This is a genomic window from Haloarcula sp. CGMCC 1.6347 (assembly GCF_037078395.1).
GTDB classification, from domain to species: Archaea; Halobacteriota; Halobacteria; order Halobacteriales; family Haloarculaceae; genus Haloarcula; species Haloarcula amylolytica.
This window is the reverse complement of the sequence record NZ_JAYMGX010000001.1, coordinates 1079713-1093680: the sequence shown is the minus strand read 5'-3', so window position 1 is coordinate 1093680 and position 13968 is coordinate 1079713. Positions and strand designations below refer to the sequence as shown.

Annotated in this window: 13 protein-coding genes; 9 read left to right on the top strand and 4 right to left on the bottom strand. The window is 64.6% G+C overall.

The window, feature by feature from the left end; genetic code table 11:
- The first annotated feature begins 308 nt into the window (after positions 1-308).
- The gene (locus VI340_RS05755) at positions 309-1499 is read left to right on the top strand and encodes an MFS transporter (protein WP_008309498.1); all 1191 of its coding nucleotides are present in this window, start codon (positions 309-311) and stop codon (positions 1497-1499) included.
- Here VI340_RS05755 and VI340_RS05750 read toward each other — a convergent pair whose 3' ends face one another.
- The gene (locus VI340_RS05750; protein ID WP_336357986.1) at positions 1500-3521 is read right to left on the bottom strand and encodes an AMP-binding protein; all 2022 of its coding nucleotides are present in this window, start codon (positions 3519-3521) and stop codon (positions 1500-1502) included. It abuts the gene before it with no gap.
- A gap of 147 nt (positions 3522-3668) precedes the next feature.
- Positions 3669-4538 carry an SDR family oxidoreductase gene (locus VI340_RS05745; RefSeq protein WP_336357985.1) on the bottom strand — a complete coding sequence of 290 codons (870 nt, stop codon included), beginning with the start codon at positions 4536-4538 and terminating at the stop codon, positions 3669-3671.
- Between the two features lie 246 nt (positions 4539-4784).
- On the opposite strand from VI340_RS05745, the gene VI340_RS05740 reads away from it, so the two are divergent.
- The 5 genes from VI340_RS05740 to VI340_RS05720 are packed head-to-tail and all read left to right on the top strand — an operon-like array spanning position 4785 to position 9723.
- Complete coding sequence (locus tag VI340_RS05740; RefSeq protein ID WP_008309503.1) at positions 4785-6134, top strand: ABC transporter substrate-binding protein; 1350 nt, start codon at positions 4785-4787, stop codon at positions 6132-6134.
- A 9-nt stretch (positions 6135-6143) separates the two neighbouring features.
- Positions 6144-7088 (top strand): branched-chain amino acid ABC transporter permease, encoded by a 945-nt coding sequence (locus VI340_RS05735; protein WP_014040174.1) that lies wholly within the window; start codon positions 6144-6146, stop codon positions 7086-7088.
- Positions 7088-8236: a branched-chain amino acid ABC transporter permease gene (locus tag VI340_RS05730; protein WP_336357984.1), complete on the top strand. Its 1149-nt coding sequence runs from the start codon at positions 7088-7090 to the stop codon at positions 8234-8236. Before VI340_RS05735 ends, VI340_RS05730 begins: the two co-directional genes overlap by 1 nt.
- Before the next feature lies 1 nt (position 8237).
- Positions 8238-8993 (top strand): ABC transporter ATP-binding protein, encoded by a 756-nt coding sequence (locus VI340_RS05725; RefSeq protein ID WP_336357983.1) that lies wholly within the window; start codon positions 8238-8240, stop codon positions 8991-8993.
- Positions 8986-9723 carry a branched-chain amino acid ABC transporter ATP-binding protein gene (locus VI340_RS05720; protein WP_336357982.1) on the top strand — a complete coding sequence of 246 codons (738 nt, stop codon included), beginning with the start codon at positions 8986-8988 and terminating at the stop codon, positions 9721-9723. Before VI340_RS05725 ends, VI340_RS05720 begins: the two co-directional genes overlap by 8 nt.
- 28 nt (positions 9724-9751) lie before the next feature.
- Here VI340_RS05720 and VI340_RS05715 read toward each other — a convergent pair whose 3' ends face one another.
- Positions 9752-10456 carry a helix-turn-helix domain-containing protein gene (locus VI340_RS05715; protein ID WP_008309514.1) on the bottom strand — a complete coding sequence of 235 codons (705 nt, stop codon included), beginning with the start codon at positions 10454-10456 and terminating at the stop codon, positions 9752-9754.
- Positions 10457-10564: 108 nt separating this feature from the next.
- On the opposite strand from VI340_RS05715, the gene VI340_RS05710 reads away from it, so the two are divergent.
- Positions 10565-11149 carry a GNAT family N-acetyltransferase gene (locus tag VI340_RS05710; RefSeq protein ID WP_336330040.1) on the top strand — a complete coding sequence of 195 codons (585 nt, stop codon included), beginning with the start codon at positions 10565-10567 and terminating at the stop codon, positions 11147-11149.
- Between the two features lie 44 nt (positions 11150-11193).
- Here the strand turns inward: VI340_RS05710 and VI340_RS05705 are convergent, their stop codons facing one another.
- Positions 11194-11667 carry an FKBP-type peptidyl-prolyl cis-trans isomerase gene (locus tag VI340_RS05705; RefSeq protein WP_336357981.1) on the bottom strand — a complete coding sequence of 158 codons (474 nt, stop codon included), beginning with the start codon at positions 11665-11667 and terminating at the stop codon, positions 11194-11196.
- Positions 11668-11797: 130 nt separating this feature from the next.
- Between VI340_RS05705 and VI340_RS05700 the strand changes: the two genes are divergently transcribed.
- Together VI340_RS05700 and mce are read left to right on the top strand one after the other, a co-directional pair.
- The gene (locus VI340_RS05700; protein ID WP_336357980.1) at positions 11798-13480 is read left to right on the top strand and encodes an acyl-CoA mutase large subunit family protein; all 1683 of its coding nucleotides are present in this window, start codon (positions 11798-11800) and stop codon (positions 13478-13480) included.
- Between the two features lie 82 nt (positions 13481-13562).
- Positions 13563-13952, top strand: a complete 390-nt coding sequence (gene mce, locus VI340_RS05695) for a methylmalonyl-CoA epimerase (RefSeq protein ID WP_336357979.1) — start codon at positions 13563-13565, stop codon at positions 13950-13952.
- Positions 13953-13968 lie beyond the last annotated feature (16 nt).

Below are 13968 nucleotides of genomic sequence, written 5' to 3'. Positions count from 1 at the left end.
AACCGGCCGAAAAAACGTTATAGACGATTGTCGAGAAAAGGTTTAGGTACTGTCGAACAATACCAGTAGGTGAATGAGTTCAGACCAGTACAACTGTCCGAACTGCGGGACGGAATTGAGCTACCAGACGACGAAGCACAACGGCTGTTCGAACTGCGGGTTCGTTCCGCCGCACAGCGCTGAGTAAGGCGGATTGGGCCGAGTTAGCGGACGCGCTGTTCTGTAGTCGGTCGTTGTGGAGTTCGACGAGTAGGGTCACGTATTCGGGTCCGACATCTATTTTTCTCGGCTCGCTGTATCCGTTGTCTGTGACGGACCGCACAGACCGGGGCGTTCTCGCGGGCGTTATCTTCGCCGTTTTACTGGCGCAGGTCTTGCTGTACCCGGGCGTCGACAGACTCGTCCGGACGCTGGGTGCGACGACGGACCTGAACGCGAGTATGTGGTTCCTGGCCGCTGAGTTCGGGGCTTTCGTCGTCTTCGCTGGCGTATGGGGCGTGCTCAGCGACGCCACCGGACGGCGCACGCCGTTCATCGTCGGCGGGGCGGGCGCGGGCGCAGTGCTATACGCCCTCATTGCGTGGCTCCCCGGCGCTGTCTCGCTCCCGTTTGCCGGCGTGCTGGTCCTGCGAGCGCTTCAGGGCGGAGCCACCATCGCGGCGTTCTCGCTGGCGATGACGATGCTGATGGACCTGGGCGGCGGCCACGGCAAGAACATGGGGGCGGCAGGCATCGCTATCGGCAGCGGAACGGCGCTTGGCGCGCCACTCGGCGGCCAACTGTACGAAATCCAGACCACGCTCCCGCTGTACGTGGCGAGCGCGCTGTCGCTCGTTGTTGCAGTGGCCGCTCTGTTCGTGACCGACCGCGCACCGTCGGACGGGCGGTCGGGCCTGGCTGCGACCGTGTCCGGGCTCAAACAGCGACCGACCCTCGGCGTCCCGTACGCCTTCGGGTTCATCGACCGGCTCACCGCGGGCTTTTTCGCGCTCGTCGGGACCCTGTATTTCAGGGAGACGTTCGAACTGGGGCCCGGCGAAACCGGCGTTATGCTGGCACTGTTTTTCGCGCCGTTCGCCCTCCTGCAGTACCCCTTCGGCGTGCTCTCGGACCGCATCGGTCGAACGGCTCCGATTGTCGCCGGGTCCGTGCTGTACGGACTCACCGTTATCGGCGTCGGGCAGGCTCCGACGGTCACCATCGCCGGTGCGGGGATGGTACTGACCGGCGTCATCGGCGCGCTGATGGCTCCGGCGACAATGGCGCTCGTTTCGGACCTCGCCGGCGAGACGGAGCGCGGGACCGCTATGGCCGGGTTCAACATCTTCGGTAGCGTCGGCTTCCTCGCCGGCATCCTCATCGGCGGTACCGTCGCGGGAGCGTTCGGCTACGCAGTCGCATTCTTTGTCGCCGGCGGGACAGAAGTCGTCCTCGCGGTGTTGGCGCTCCCTGGATTGCTCCGGCTGGAGAAGCCGGCCGAGGACGCCGTCGGGGGCTGACTACGACGCCTCGCGGACCTCGTCCAGTGCGTCCGGGTTCTCGATGCTGGACATGTCGCCCAGGTCCTCGCCGCGGTAGACGCCGGCGATTGCCCGGCGGATGATCTTCCCGCTCTGAGTCTTGGGGAACTCGTCGACGAACAGCACCTCCCGGGGCCGGAACGGCTTGCCGAGTTCCTCGCCGACGGCGGCGCGGATATCGTCCCGGAGGTCGTCGTCGGGTTCGTAGCCGGCCTCCAGAACAGTATAGAGGACGACGGCAGTGCCAGTGGTGTCGTCCGGGGCACCGACGGCGGCGGCCTGATTGACGGCGCTGTGTTCCATCGCCGCGCCCTCGACCTCCGCCGGCCCGACCTTCCGCCCGGCGACGTTGAGCACGTCGTCGGCCCGGCCGTGGAGGAACCAGAGGCCGTCCTCGTCCTTCTGCGCCCAGTCGCCGTGGTCCCACACGTCGTCCCAGGTTGACCAGTACTCTTGGAGGTAGCGCTCGTCGCCAGACCAGAGCGACCGGGTCATCGACGGACAGGAGTCCCGGGCGACCAGATAGCCACGCTCGTGGGTGTCGGCGATGGATTCGCCGTCGGGGTCGACGATGTCGATGTCCATCCCCAACCCGGGACCACCCAGCGTACATGGTTTGAGCGACTGTATCGGCATCGGCATGAGGAAACAGCCCATTATCTCGGTCCCGCCGGAGATGTTGATGATTGGACAGTCCTCGTTCCCGACGTTTTCGTGGAACCACAGCCAGCTCTCGGGGTCCCAGGGTTCGCCAGTCGAGCCCAGCAGCCGCAGGCTGGAGAGGTCGTGGCCCTCCAGCCACTCATCGCCTTGCTTGCGGAGCGCCCGAATCGCGGTCGGTGAGACGCCGAAGGTGGTGAGGTCGTGGCGGTCTATCATCTCCCAGAAGCGGTCCGGCTCGGGGTGGTCCGGCGCGCCCTCGTACATGAAGACGGTCCCGCCGAAGGCGTGGTTCCCGAGCAGCGTCCACGGCCCCATCATCCAGCCGATGTCGCTCACCCAGAAGAAGCGGTCGCTCGGCTTGTGGTCGAACCCGAAGTAGATCTCTTTGGCCGCCTGCATGAGCGCGCCGGCGTGCGTGTGGACGATACCCTTCGGCTTCCCGGTCGTTCCCGAGGAGTACAACAGCATCGACTCCTGATTGCTCGGGAGTTCCTTCGCCGCGTACTCGTCGTCGGCGGTCTCGATAGCCTCGTCCCACCACTCGTCGCGGCGGGTCCAGCGAATCGTCTCGTCGGGGTCGTCCGCGATGCCGAGCCGGTCGTAGACCACGGTGTGTTCGACCGGTGTTGTCCCGAGTTCGTCGCCGGCCTGCTCGATGGCCTCGTCGGCGCTCCCCTTGATCTGGACCCCCGAGCCCCGGCGGTAGAAGCCATCACCGGTGAACAGGACGGAACACTCGGCGTCCGCGATGCGGGTCGCCGTCGCGTCGACGCCGAACCCGGAGAAAATCGGCACGGCAATCGCGCCGACTTTGAGACAGCCGTACAGTATCGACGCGACTTCGGGGACCATCGGCATATAGAGGCCGACGGTGTCGCCGGTGCCGACGCCGACGGACTCCAGGTAGTTCGCCACCTTGCTGGCCTGCCGGTTCAGTTCGTGGTACGTGACCTCCCGCACGTCGCCGGGCTCGCCCTCCCAGATGAGCGCCACCGTGTTGCGGGTGGGGCTGTCCCGCGCTGCATGGCGGTCCAGGACATTGTGGGCGGCGTTGATGGTCCCGCCGGCGTACCAGTCGGTGAACTGCGGCCCCTCACTGTCGTCTCGGACCTCGTCGTACGCCTCGAAGAACTCGATGTCGAGGTACTCCGGGAGCAGGTCCCAGAACCACTCGACGCCTGATTCTGGTTCCTCCGGCAGGTCCGTGGTCGTTCGCTCGATGAGTTCGTCGTAGTTTTCGATGTCGTATTCCTGCATGAACTCCCAGACGTTCGTCGACTCGACGAACGCGTGGCTCGGTTCGTGGACGATGGAGTCTACGTGGTCTTGTTCGCTCATAGCGTCAGTATTCCGTAGTGTTTGGCCGTCTGGTATAAACTCGTACCGCCGCCCGGGGCACCATACGCCCGTGGGCCGTCCGGGGGAGCCCGGTCCCGCAGCGCGTGCGTTGCGGGCCGCTGCAGTTCACGTTCACACGTCACTGTCTCACTCGTAGGTCGTTGTCATTCCGCCGTCGAACAGCAGGTCCCCGCCGTTGAGATGGTCGGCGTGGGTCGAGAAGCCGAACACGAAGAGGTTCGCTACGTCGATGGGGTCCATCATCTCCTTGACTCGGGCCTGACCCAGCATCACGTCGTCGATGACCTCGTCGACGCTGATGCCACGTTGCTCGGCGGTGTCGGGAATCTGGTCGACCACCAGCGGCGTCTTGACGTAGCCCGTACTGATGGAGAACCCACGGAGTCCGTCGCCGCCCTCGGCGGCGATAGACTGCGTCAGCCCCCGCAGGCCGAACTTCGAGACGTTGTAGGCCACCTTGTCCGAGGTGACGTAGTGGCCGTGGACCGACGCCATGTTCCCGATGGCACCGACGCCGTCGTCGGTCCCGCGGATGTGTGGAATGACCTGTTTCGAGAGCGCGAGCGGGGCTCGCAACATCACGTCGTGCATCTGGTCGTACTTTGCCATCGGGAAGTCCTCGATGGCGTCGATGTGCTGGAGGCCGGCGATGTTCGCAAGGTAGCGAACCGTGCCGTGGGAGGCCGCGGTCTCGACGATGGACTCGATGTCCGCGTCGTTCGCGAGGTCGCCGGTCACTGTCTCGACACTGCCGTCGAGGTCGAGGTCCGCCGCGGTCGCCGCGACTTCGGCGAGGCCGTCCTCGTCGATATCTGTGGCGACAGCGGTCACCCCGTTGGCGGCCATCGCCAGCGCCGTCGCCCGACCGATGCCCGAGCCGCCGCCGGTCACCAGACAGACGGTGTCTTCGGTGTAGTGATCGTCGTCGACGAACAGGATCGAGGACTCGTCGATGGATTCGACTTCGAGCCGTTCGTGAGAGGTGCTGGATGCCATTCGGTCACACGTTCTCTAGACATACCCGAATAGGGGTGGGTTGACATGTATACCCGCCTGGCTGCTGCGGAACTCCTGCAATTCGGGGTGAGAACACCGTTCCGCCGTCTCACCGGCCACCGTGGTTTACGTGTAAACCTCCCGTTATTCGGGGGTTACGTCGGAAGAGCCAGCCATCCCTGTGAGCGTGGCACACACTGCGTGACCAGACAGCCCGGACGAGTCCGGGCGTATTGGGACACACCTATGGAACAAACGACAACGGACCATGACACTGGTGGCATCGGCAGGCGACAACTGCTCTCCGCCGTCGGCGGCTCGGCCGTCGCCGCAGCACTCGCTGGCTGCTCGACGCTGCTGAGCGACGGTGAAACAGCGGATCAGGGCGGGCAGTCCGGAGGCGAGATCTCCGACGAACCGATACAGGCCGGGCTGTTGACGTTCACGCGTGGCGCACCGGGCGTCCTCGGCATCCAGGCCCAGCGCGGGGCCGAACTCGCAGTCCAGCGCATCAACGAAGCGGGCGGTATCGGCGGGCAGCGCGAGATCGAGCTGGACGTGGTCAACGAGGGGTCGAATCCGCTCGACAGCTACAACCAGTTCATCGAAGAAGGAAAAGAGGTCACGTTCGGCCCGATTTCCAGCGGCACGCACAGCCAGATCGCCCCCGAAATCGAGAAAAACGAGATAATCAATGTCAGCACCGACGGGACGGTGACGACACTCTACGAGGAGACCGTCCCTGACCCGACCTACTCCTTTCGCTTCCAGAACTACGACATCATGGAAGTGGTGACGATGGCTCGGGAGGCCGTCGAACGCATCGGCGCTGACAACATCTCGACCGTCGCCGGGGTCAACCCCGGCTACTCCTTCGGCGAGGACGAGATGCGGGTGTTCACGCAGGCCATCCAGCAGCTCACGGACGCCGAAATCGTCTACGAGGGGTTCCCGGAACTGGGGGCCAGCGACATGTCGAACCACATCACCTCGATCAACAACGAAGAGCCGGACGTGACCTTCTCCAGCCTGTGGGGCGGCGACGTGACGACGTTCGTCCGACAGGCGAACGCCAACAACATGTTCGAGAACACGACGGTGTTCGGCACGACGCTGTACAGCGCGGCCGGCGACGTGCCGGGCGATGCACTGGCCGGGACGGACATCTACTCCGGGTCGCGCAACTACTACTGGGGCCTGCCGGCGCTCGGTAACTGGCAGCCCGGCCGCGAGTTGTTCGACGCCGCGACACAGCAGGAGGGCGTGACCGTCCCGACCGCACACTACATGAGCGGCTACGGCGCGGTCACCGCTTGGGCGACGGCCACCGAGAAGGCCATCGACCTGCTGGGGACCTACCCCAGCCAGGAGCAGATCGCGCAGGTCCTGGAGGGCCACGGCTTCTTCACGCCGGCCGGCTACCACAACATCGCCGAGGACCACCAGGGAGCGTCGAACTCCTTCGCCGGGCAGATGGTGTACGACGACGACCTCGGCGCGGCCAGGCTCGACGACGTGAACACCTACGCGGCGACCGAGACCGCGCCGCCGCCGGGCGTCACCGGCAGCGACTGGCTGGATAGCTGGAGCGCCTGATACCGAGCCATGGCCGTAACACCCACAGCCGCGCTCGTCCAGACGCTCAACGGCATCCAGTTCGGGTTCATCCTGTTCATGATCGCCTCGGGACTGACCGTCATCCTGGGCATCCTGGACGTCCTGAACCTGGCCCACGGAGAGTTGTTCTCCATCGGCGCGTACACCGCCATCGGCGTGTTCGGGTTTATCATCGGCATCGTCGGCCCACCGGGTGGCGGCGTCGTCGGTACCGCCGTGTTCGTTCTCGCGGTCCTCGCAGCCGTTCTGGTGACGGCAGCCATCCTCCTCCCCGTCGGGACCCTCTTCGAAGCAGTGTTCCTGCGCCAGATTTACGACCGCGACCAGGTGTACCAGCTGGTGCTGACCTTCGCCCTCCTGCTCATACTCCTCGACGTGAAGAAGGTCATCTGGGGGGACAGCTCGATACGGACCGACGCCGTCTACAGCGCCATCAACACGATTCCGACGAGCGAACTCGTCGGGCTGAACTACCCGACTTACAACGTGTTCGTCATCCTCGTCGGGTCGGTCGTCGTCGTCGGCCTGTTCTGGTTCTTCGAGCGCACGAAAACCGGCCGTATCATCCGCGCGACCGCCATCGACCGCGAGATGGCGACCGCCATCGGCGTCAGCACCGACCGCGTGTTCACGCTCGTGTTCGCGCTCGGTGCGTTCCTCGCCGGTTTCGCCGGTGCGATGGCAGTGCCGCCGACGTCGGCAACGCTCGAAATGGGCACCAATCCGCTGGTACTATCCTTCGTCGTCATCGTCATCGGCGGCCTCGGCAGCCTCCGTGGCGCGTTCGTCGGGGCGCTTCTGGTCGGTGTCATCCGGAGCTGGATGATCACGCTGTACCCGCCGGGCGAAATCGCCGCCCCGTTCGCCATTATGGCGCTCATCCTGCTGGTCAAGCCCGAGGGCCTGTTCGGGACGTGGGGTGAGACAGCGTGATGCCGGAGCGCGTCGACCGTGACGGGACGCCAGCGTATCGCTTCCTCGGGGTCGAGGTGACCCGCCGGGAGGCGGCCTTCCTCGTCATCGGGGTCGTGTTCCTGTTCGTCATCCCGGACATCGCGGGCCTCTCCGACAGCCTCCAGCTCAGCGTCATCCATCAGGGCCTGCTGTTCGGCTTCGCGGCGGTCGGGCTGAACCTCCTGCTTCGGCACACGAAGCTCACGTCGTTCGGCCACGCGGCCTTCTTCGGCACCGGCGCGTACGCGACCGCAGTGCTGGCACGCTACGCTGGCGTCCAGAGCGTCGGCCTGCTGTTGCTCGGGGCTATCGCGGCTGCGACGGTGATGGCGGCTATCATCGGGGCGCTATCGCTGCGACACACCGGGCTGTACTTCGCCCTCCTGACGCTGGCCTTTGGCCAGCTCCTGTACGCCATCGCGCTCGGGCAGAGCGCACTCGGGGGAAGCGACGGGCTCCCCATCCGACCGGGGCCGGCGAACCAGCCGCTCCTGTTCGGGACCGCGTTCAGCCCGGACGTGTATCAGGTGCTGACGTACTACCTGACGGTGGTCGTCATCCTCATCGGCCTGTTCGTGATGTACCGCATCACGCAGTCGCCGTTCCGCAACGCGCTTGACGCCATCGGGCAAGAGCGGACCCGAGCGCGGTTCATTGGTCTGCCGGTCCGGCGGTACGTCTGGGCCGCCTTCGTCGTCTCGGGCATCTACGGCGGCGTCGCGGGCGGCCTGTACGCCGTCGTCCGCCAGTACGTCCGTCCGGAGGGGACGCTGTTTTTCCTCCGGTCCGGAGACATCCTGTTCATGGCGATTCTGGGCGGGTTCCGGACGCTGGTCGGCCCGCTCATCGGCGGTGTCGTCCTCGTCTTCCTGCAGGACGTGGGCCAGGACGTGACCCAGTACTACGATTTCCTGACGGGCGTAGTGCTCCTGATCCTGGTGTACGGCTTCCCGAGGGGTATCGTCGGATCGCTCCGGTCCGGCGGCATCGTCAACACGCGGCTCAATGAACTGCGTCGAGAGCCGTCCGTCCTGTCGACGTGGGGGCGGACCGCCGTGCAATCGATAGAACGGAAAGTGACAGAAGCGCTGACCAGCCTGCGAATAATCCTTTTTGGAGTCGACTGATATGCTCGAAGCACGCAATCTGCGGAAGTCCTTCGGTGAACTGGTCGCAACTGACGACATCACGCTCGAGTTCGGGAAAGAGGACGGCGAACTCGTCTTCATCGTCGGCCCGAACGGGGCCGGGAAGACGACGTTCATCAACCTCCTCACCGGCTTTCTCTCGCCGGACGAAGGCTCCATCGTCCTCGACGGCGACGACATCACCGGCATGTCGGCAAACGGTCGTGTCGACGCCGGTATCGCCCGGAGCTTTCAGGTCGTCAAGGTGTTCGAGGAGATGACGGTCCGGGAGAACCTCCGGACGGTCGTGCTGACCGAACAGGGCAAGACCTGGAGCCTGTTCTCGATGGCCGACGGCCACGCGGAAGTGGAGACCAAGGTCGATGAACTGCTTGCGAAGTTCCGGCTCGAAGACGCCGCCGACACCCTCGCCGAGGAACTGCCCCACGGCGACCGGAAGCTACTGGACGTAGCGATGTCGTTCGGTCTCGACCCGGACTACCTCTTGCTCGACGAGCCGACCTCCGGGGTGTCGACCCGCGAGAAGGAGTACGTCATCGAGACGATTGTCGAGGTCGGCAGGGCCGAGGGCGTCACGACGGTCACCATCGAGCACGACATGGACATCGTCACCGAGTACGCCGACCGCGTCGTGGCGCTCCACCAGGGGACCGTCCACGGGGTCGGCCCGCCGACGATGCTCGAAACGGACGACGAACTCCGGCGGCTCCTCCTGGGGGTGGGTGACGATGAGTAGCGACGCCCTGCTGTCCGTCCGCGGTCTCAACGCCGCCGTCGAGGGGTTCCAGGTGACCGAGGACATCGACCTCGACGTGAACGCCGGCGAGGCGGTCGGTCTCGTCGGCCGCAACGGGGCCGGCAAGACGAGTACCTTTCGCGGCATCATGGGCCTGACGCCGGTCTGGAGCGGCTCAGTCACGTTCCGCGGCGAGGAGCTGACCAGCATCCGCTCGGAGCTGATACCCAAGCGAGGCATCGGCTACCAGCCCGAAGACCGGAAGCTGTTCACCGGGATGACTGTCGACGAAAACTTCCGGCTCCCCATCTGGACCAGTGGGAAGGCCCGCGGTATCGACGACGAGGACGCGGTCATCGAGAGCGTCTACGACGTGCTGACCGAACTCGATGACCGCCGGGACGCGAAGGTCCAGAACCTCAGTGGCGGCCAGGCGAAGATGGTCGCTATCGGCCGGGCACTGGCGCTTCAGCCCGACCTGCTCATCCTCGACGAACCGCTAGAGGGGCTAGCCCCGGTCGTCGTCGAGAGCCTCAAGCGCTACATCCGAGCCATCAACGACCGCGACATCGCGGTGCTCATCGCGGAGTCCAACGTCACGCACGTCCCCGATGTCGTCGACCGCCTGTACGTCATCGAACGGGGCGACATCGTCGCCAGCGGCGACCCTGAAGAACTGGCGGCCGACGAAGACATCCAGAAATTGATGCAAGGGAGCGGTACGGAGTAGCGGAAAACCGGAGCACCGGACCGGTGGCCTACTCGGTCACGTCGTTCATCGCCGTCGTGACGCGGTCGAGTATCTTCCGCTGACTGCGCCGGAGGTTCTTCGAGATAGCCATCTTGGAGACATCGAACTCCTCGGCGAGCGACGACAGGGTCGCGTCCCGAGGCGTGTCGAAGTAACCGCCTTCGACGGCTTTCTCCAATGTGTCCCGTTCGACATCCGACAGCTCCCGGCAGCCATCGACCAGCCGCTTTGCCGAGTCGATGTTCTGCAGCAGGTCGTAGTAGTCCTCCAGGTCGACCGACTCCCGGGACCGGATGGTGTAGTCGTTGTCCCGCTCCAGTTCCGACAGCGTCCCCTCTGCGACTCGCTCGGTGTCGAAGCCGACGTGCCAGATTTCCGAGCCGTCACGGATGCGGAACGGCCCGGTGATGTAGCCGCTGTGGTCGCGGATGACGCTCATCGCGTTCGTCTCGTCGATGCGCGAGCGGATGAGCGCCAGGTCGCCCTTCCGACGGAGAAGCTGATAGGACTCCATGTGATCGTGCGTCTCCAGCGCGTTCAGCCCGCGATCCAGTTCCTCCCGGTCCGCGCCGTTGACCATGATCCGCGTCTCCAACTCCCGCTCGACAGGGTGGAAATCCCACTGCTTGGCCAGAAACGACACCTCGTAGTCCCGTGTTGTGTCGATATACGGACAGTCGTACTGGACCATGTCCATCTCGAGCGAGATCATGAGTAATCAATCATGTTGAACTCTCTTAGTGATTGCCTCTCCGCCACGTAACCCGACCGTGCCAGTCACGCCGCAAACCCTTTTGACTGCGGCAGTTAACTTTCGAGTATGTACGTCCGGGATGCGAAAAACCGAGAGGAAGTCTGGTTGCTCGACCGTATCGAGGAGATGGGGCTGGACGAGACGGCTTTCAGATCCCGGGACTACGTCGTCGCTATCGACGAGGAGAGCCACGAAAAGGCGGGCTTCGGCCGTATCCGTATTCACAAGAGCGACGAGGAGTCCGTCTGTGAACTGACGAGTATCGGCGTGCTGCCCGTATGGCGCAACCAGGGGGTCGGCGCACACGTCATCGAGCGCCTGGTCGAGTACGCCGGCGACGAGGGGTTCGACACCGTCTACTCGCTGACGAACGCCTCCGAGTACCTCGCGCAGTTCGGTTTCGAGCGCATCGAGCCGGCGCAACTCCCTGACTCGCTCCGGGACCGACTCGCGACCAAACAGGAGAACATCCAGCCCGACGCGGTGCCGCTCCGGGTGGCCCTCGACCGCTTCGAAGTACCGGGGCACCTCCGCAAACGGTTCAAGCGGGCCAGTGCCGGCGAGTCCGAGGAATCCGAGCCGGAGGAGGGTCCCGAGGACTTCGGCATCGACCCCGACGAAGCGACCTACAAGTACGACACGGGCGACTGATTATTTGCCGACGACGGACCGATTACCTGCCGACGACAGACTGATTATCTGACATCGACGACTTCGATATCGAACACGAGCGTCTTGCCGGACAGCTCGTGGTTGAAATCCACCTCGATAGCGTCGTCGCGGACCGCAGTCACGTCCCCGTGGAGGCCGTTCTCGGCCTCGACGTGGAGCCCGACCTCCGGCTCTTTTCCGACCATACCCTCGAACGTCTCGGGGTCGTACTCGCGGACGCGGTCGGCCTGGAACTCCCCGTAGGCTTTCGCCGGAGGCACCGTGACAGTGGCCTCCTCACCCGCAGTCATTCCGACGATGGCCTCGTCGATCCCTTCGATGATATCCCCTGCACCGACGGTGAAGGAAAGCGGTGCGTACTCGCTCGCCTCGACGCCCTGTGCCTCGATGAGTCCGTGCTCTCTGGCGACTTCGGGACGTGACGTATCGAAGACGCTCCCGTCCTCGAAGCGGCCGACGTACTCGATGGTGACGCCGTCTCCCGGTTCGATTGGCATACGTCCTCGATAGATACCGACGATATAAACCCGCCTCGGAACAGCGCGCGACCGTCTCACGGTGGGACGCGCATTACAAACCGTGAAGGATTTAAGAACCCTTAAGCCTCCGCCGTCCGACAATCCGTCCATGTTTGACCCCGACGAGCTGGCGGAGATACGGGAGTCGAAGGCTCAGTGGGAGGAAGACGACGTCCAGCCCACCGTCGACCGCTTTGGCGAACGCAAGGAGACGTTCACCACGGACACCGAGGGACACGAGGTAGACCGTCTGTACACCCCCGAAGACATCTCCGATATGGACTACGAGGAGGACCTGGGCTTCCCCGGCCAGGAACCGTACACCCGCGGCGTGTATCCGACCGGCTATCGGGGCCGACTCTGGACGATGCGTCAGTACGCCGGGATGGGGACCGCGACCGAGACTAACGAGCGGTTCAATTACCTGCTCGACCAGGGCCAGACTGGGCTGTCGATGGCTTTTGACCTCCCGACGCAGATGGGCTACGACTCCGACCACGCGATGGCCGCCGGCGAAGTCGGCAAGACCGGCGTCGCCATCGACTCGCTGGACGACATGGAGACCGTGTTCGACGGCATCCCGCTAGACGAGGTGTCGACGAGCATGACCATCAACGCCCCAGCCTCGGTGCTGCTGGCGATGTACATCGCCGTCGGCGACAAGCAGGGCGTCGACCGCGAGGAACTCCGCGGGACCATCCAGAACGACGTGCTCAAGGAGTACATCGCCCGGAACACGTTCATCTACCCGCCGGAGCCGTCGATGCGCCTCATCACCGACATCTTCGAGTTCTGCGCCGCCGAGACGCCGAAGTTCAACACCATCTCCATCTCGGGGTATCACATCCGCGAAGCCGGTTCGACGGCCGCTCAGGAAATCGCGTTCACGCTCGGCGACGGCATCGAGTACGTCGAAGCCGCCATCGAAGCCGGCCTCGATGTGGACGAGTTCGCCCCGCAGCTCTCCTTTTTCTTTGCCTCCTACAACAACATCTTCGAGGAGGTGGCGAAGTTCCGGGCGGCCCGGCGCCTCTGGGCGAAGATCATGGACGAGCGCTTCGACGCCCAGAACCCAAAGTCCAAGCAACTGAAGTTCCACACCCAGACCGCCGGGTCGACGCTGACCGCCCAGCAGATCGAGAACAACGTCGTCCGCGTGTCCTACCAGGCACTCGCGGCGGTCCTGGGCGGTACCCAGAGCCTCCACACCAACGGCAAGGACGAGGCCATCGGCCTCCCGACCGAGCAGTCAGTCAGGACCGCGCTGCGGACCCAGCAAATACTCGCCCACGAATCCGGCGCGGCCGACACTATCGACCCGCTGGCCGGCAGCTACTACGTCGAGTCGCTGACCGACGAACTCGAAGCCGAGGCCCGCGACCTCATCGAGGAGGTCGACGAACGCGGCGGGATGCGCCGCTCCATCGAGGAGCAGTGGGTCCAGCGCCAGATTCAGGACGTGGCCTTCGAGCGCCAGCGCGAACAGGAGGCGGGCGAGCGCGTCATCGTTGGCGTCAACGAGTATCAGGTCGAGGAAGAGGGCGAACAGGACATCGAGGAGGTCGACGAGGCCGTCGAACAGGCCCAGCAAGACAACGTCGCCACCGTCCGGGAGGAGCGTGACGACGAGGCTGTCGAAGCGAAACTCGACGCACTCCGGCAGGCGGCCGAGGGCGACGAGAACGTCATGCCCTACATCATCGACGCCGTGAAGGTGTACGCCACGACCGGCGAGGTGTGTGACGTGCTCCGGGACGTGTTCGGCGAGTACCAGCCCGGCTCGTCGATGTAAGGTCAGTCGAACCGCGTGGCCGTTCTGTTTTCCGGCTGTCCATGCTCCCAGAATTATAAGCCACCCCGGTGTACGGCCGTCCATGCGATTCGACCACGCCGGCATCGCAACGGACGACGCCGCCCCGCTCGCAGAACTGTTCGCCGACGCCTTCGAGACACCGGTCGTCCACGAGGAGACGTTCGATGGCCTGCAGGTGACGTTTCTGGAGATGGACAACGGCTACTTCGAACTGCTGGAGCCGCTACCGGACGCCGACGGCGCGATTCCCAGATATCTCGACAGCAACGGGCCGGGCATCCATCACGTCGCTCTAGAGACGGACAACATCTCCGCCGCGCTAGAGACCGTTAGCGACTGCGGCATCGACCTCATAGACGAGGAACCGCGGCCCGGCGCGTGGGGGCACGACGTGGCCTTTCTCCATCCGAAGACGACCGGCGGCGTGCTCGTGGAGTTAGTCGAACACTAATCGGCTTCTCGTCCCG

Coding starts and splice junctions, on each gene's coding strand:
- VI340_RS05750 (WP_336357986.1), bottom strand. CDS start 3,521: ATGAGCGAACAAGACCACGTAGACTCCATCGTCCACGAACCGAGCCAC.
- VI340_RS05745 (WP_336357985.1), bottom strand. CDS start 4,538: ATGGCATCCAGCACCTCTCACGAACGGCTCGAAGTCGAATCCATCGAC.
- VI340_RS05740 (WP_008309503.1), top strand. CDS start 4,785: ATGGAACAAACGACAACGGACCATGACACTGGTGGCATCGGCAGGCGA.
- VI340_RS05735 (WP_014040174.1), top strand. CDS start 6,144: ATGGCCGTAACACCCACAGCCGCGCTCGTCCAGACGCTCAACGGCATC.
- VI340_RS05730 (WP_336357984.1), top strand. CDS start 7,088: ATGCCGGAGCGCGTCGACCGTGACGGGACGCCAGCGTATCGCTTCCTC.
- VI340_RS05725 (WP_336357983.1), top strand. CDS start 8,238: ATGCTCGAAGCACGCAATCTGCGGAAGTCCTTCGGTGAACTGGTCGCA.
- VI340_RS05720 (WP_336357982.1), top strand. CDS start 8,986: ATGAGTAGCGACGCCCTGCTGTCCGTCCGCGGTCTCAACGCCGCCGTC.
- VI340_RS05715 (WP_008309514.1), bottom strand. CDS start 10,456: ATGATCTCGCTCGAGATGGACATGGTCCAGTACGACTGTCCGTATATC.
- VI340_RS05710 (WP_336330040.1), top strand. CDS start 10,565: ATGTACGTCCGGGATGCGAAAAACCGAGAGGAAGTCTGGTTGCTCGAC.
- VI340_RS05705 (WP_336357981.1), bottom strand. CDS start 11,667: ATGCCAATCGAACCGGGAGACGGCGTCACCATCGAGTACGTCGGCCGC.
- VI340_RS05700 (WP_336357980.1), top strand. CDS start 11,798: ATGTTTGACCCCGACGAGCTGGCGGAGATACGGGAGTCGAAGGCTCAG.
- mce (WP_336357979.1), top strand. CDS start 13,563: ATGCGATTCGACCACGCCGGCATCGCAACGGACGACGCCGCCCCGCTC.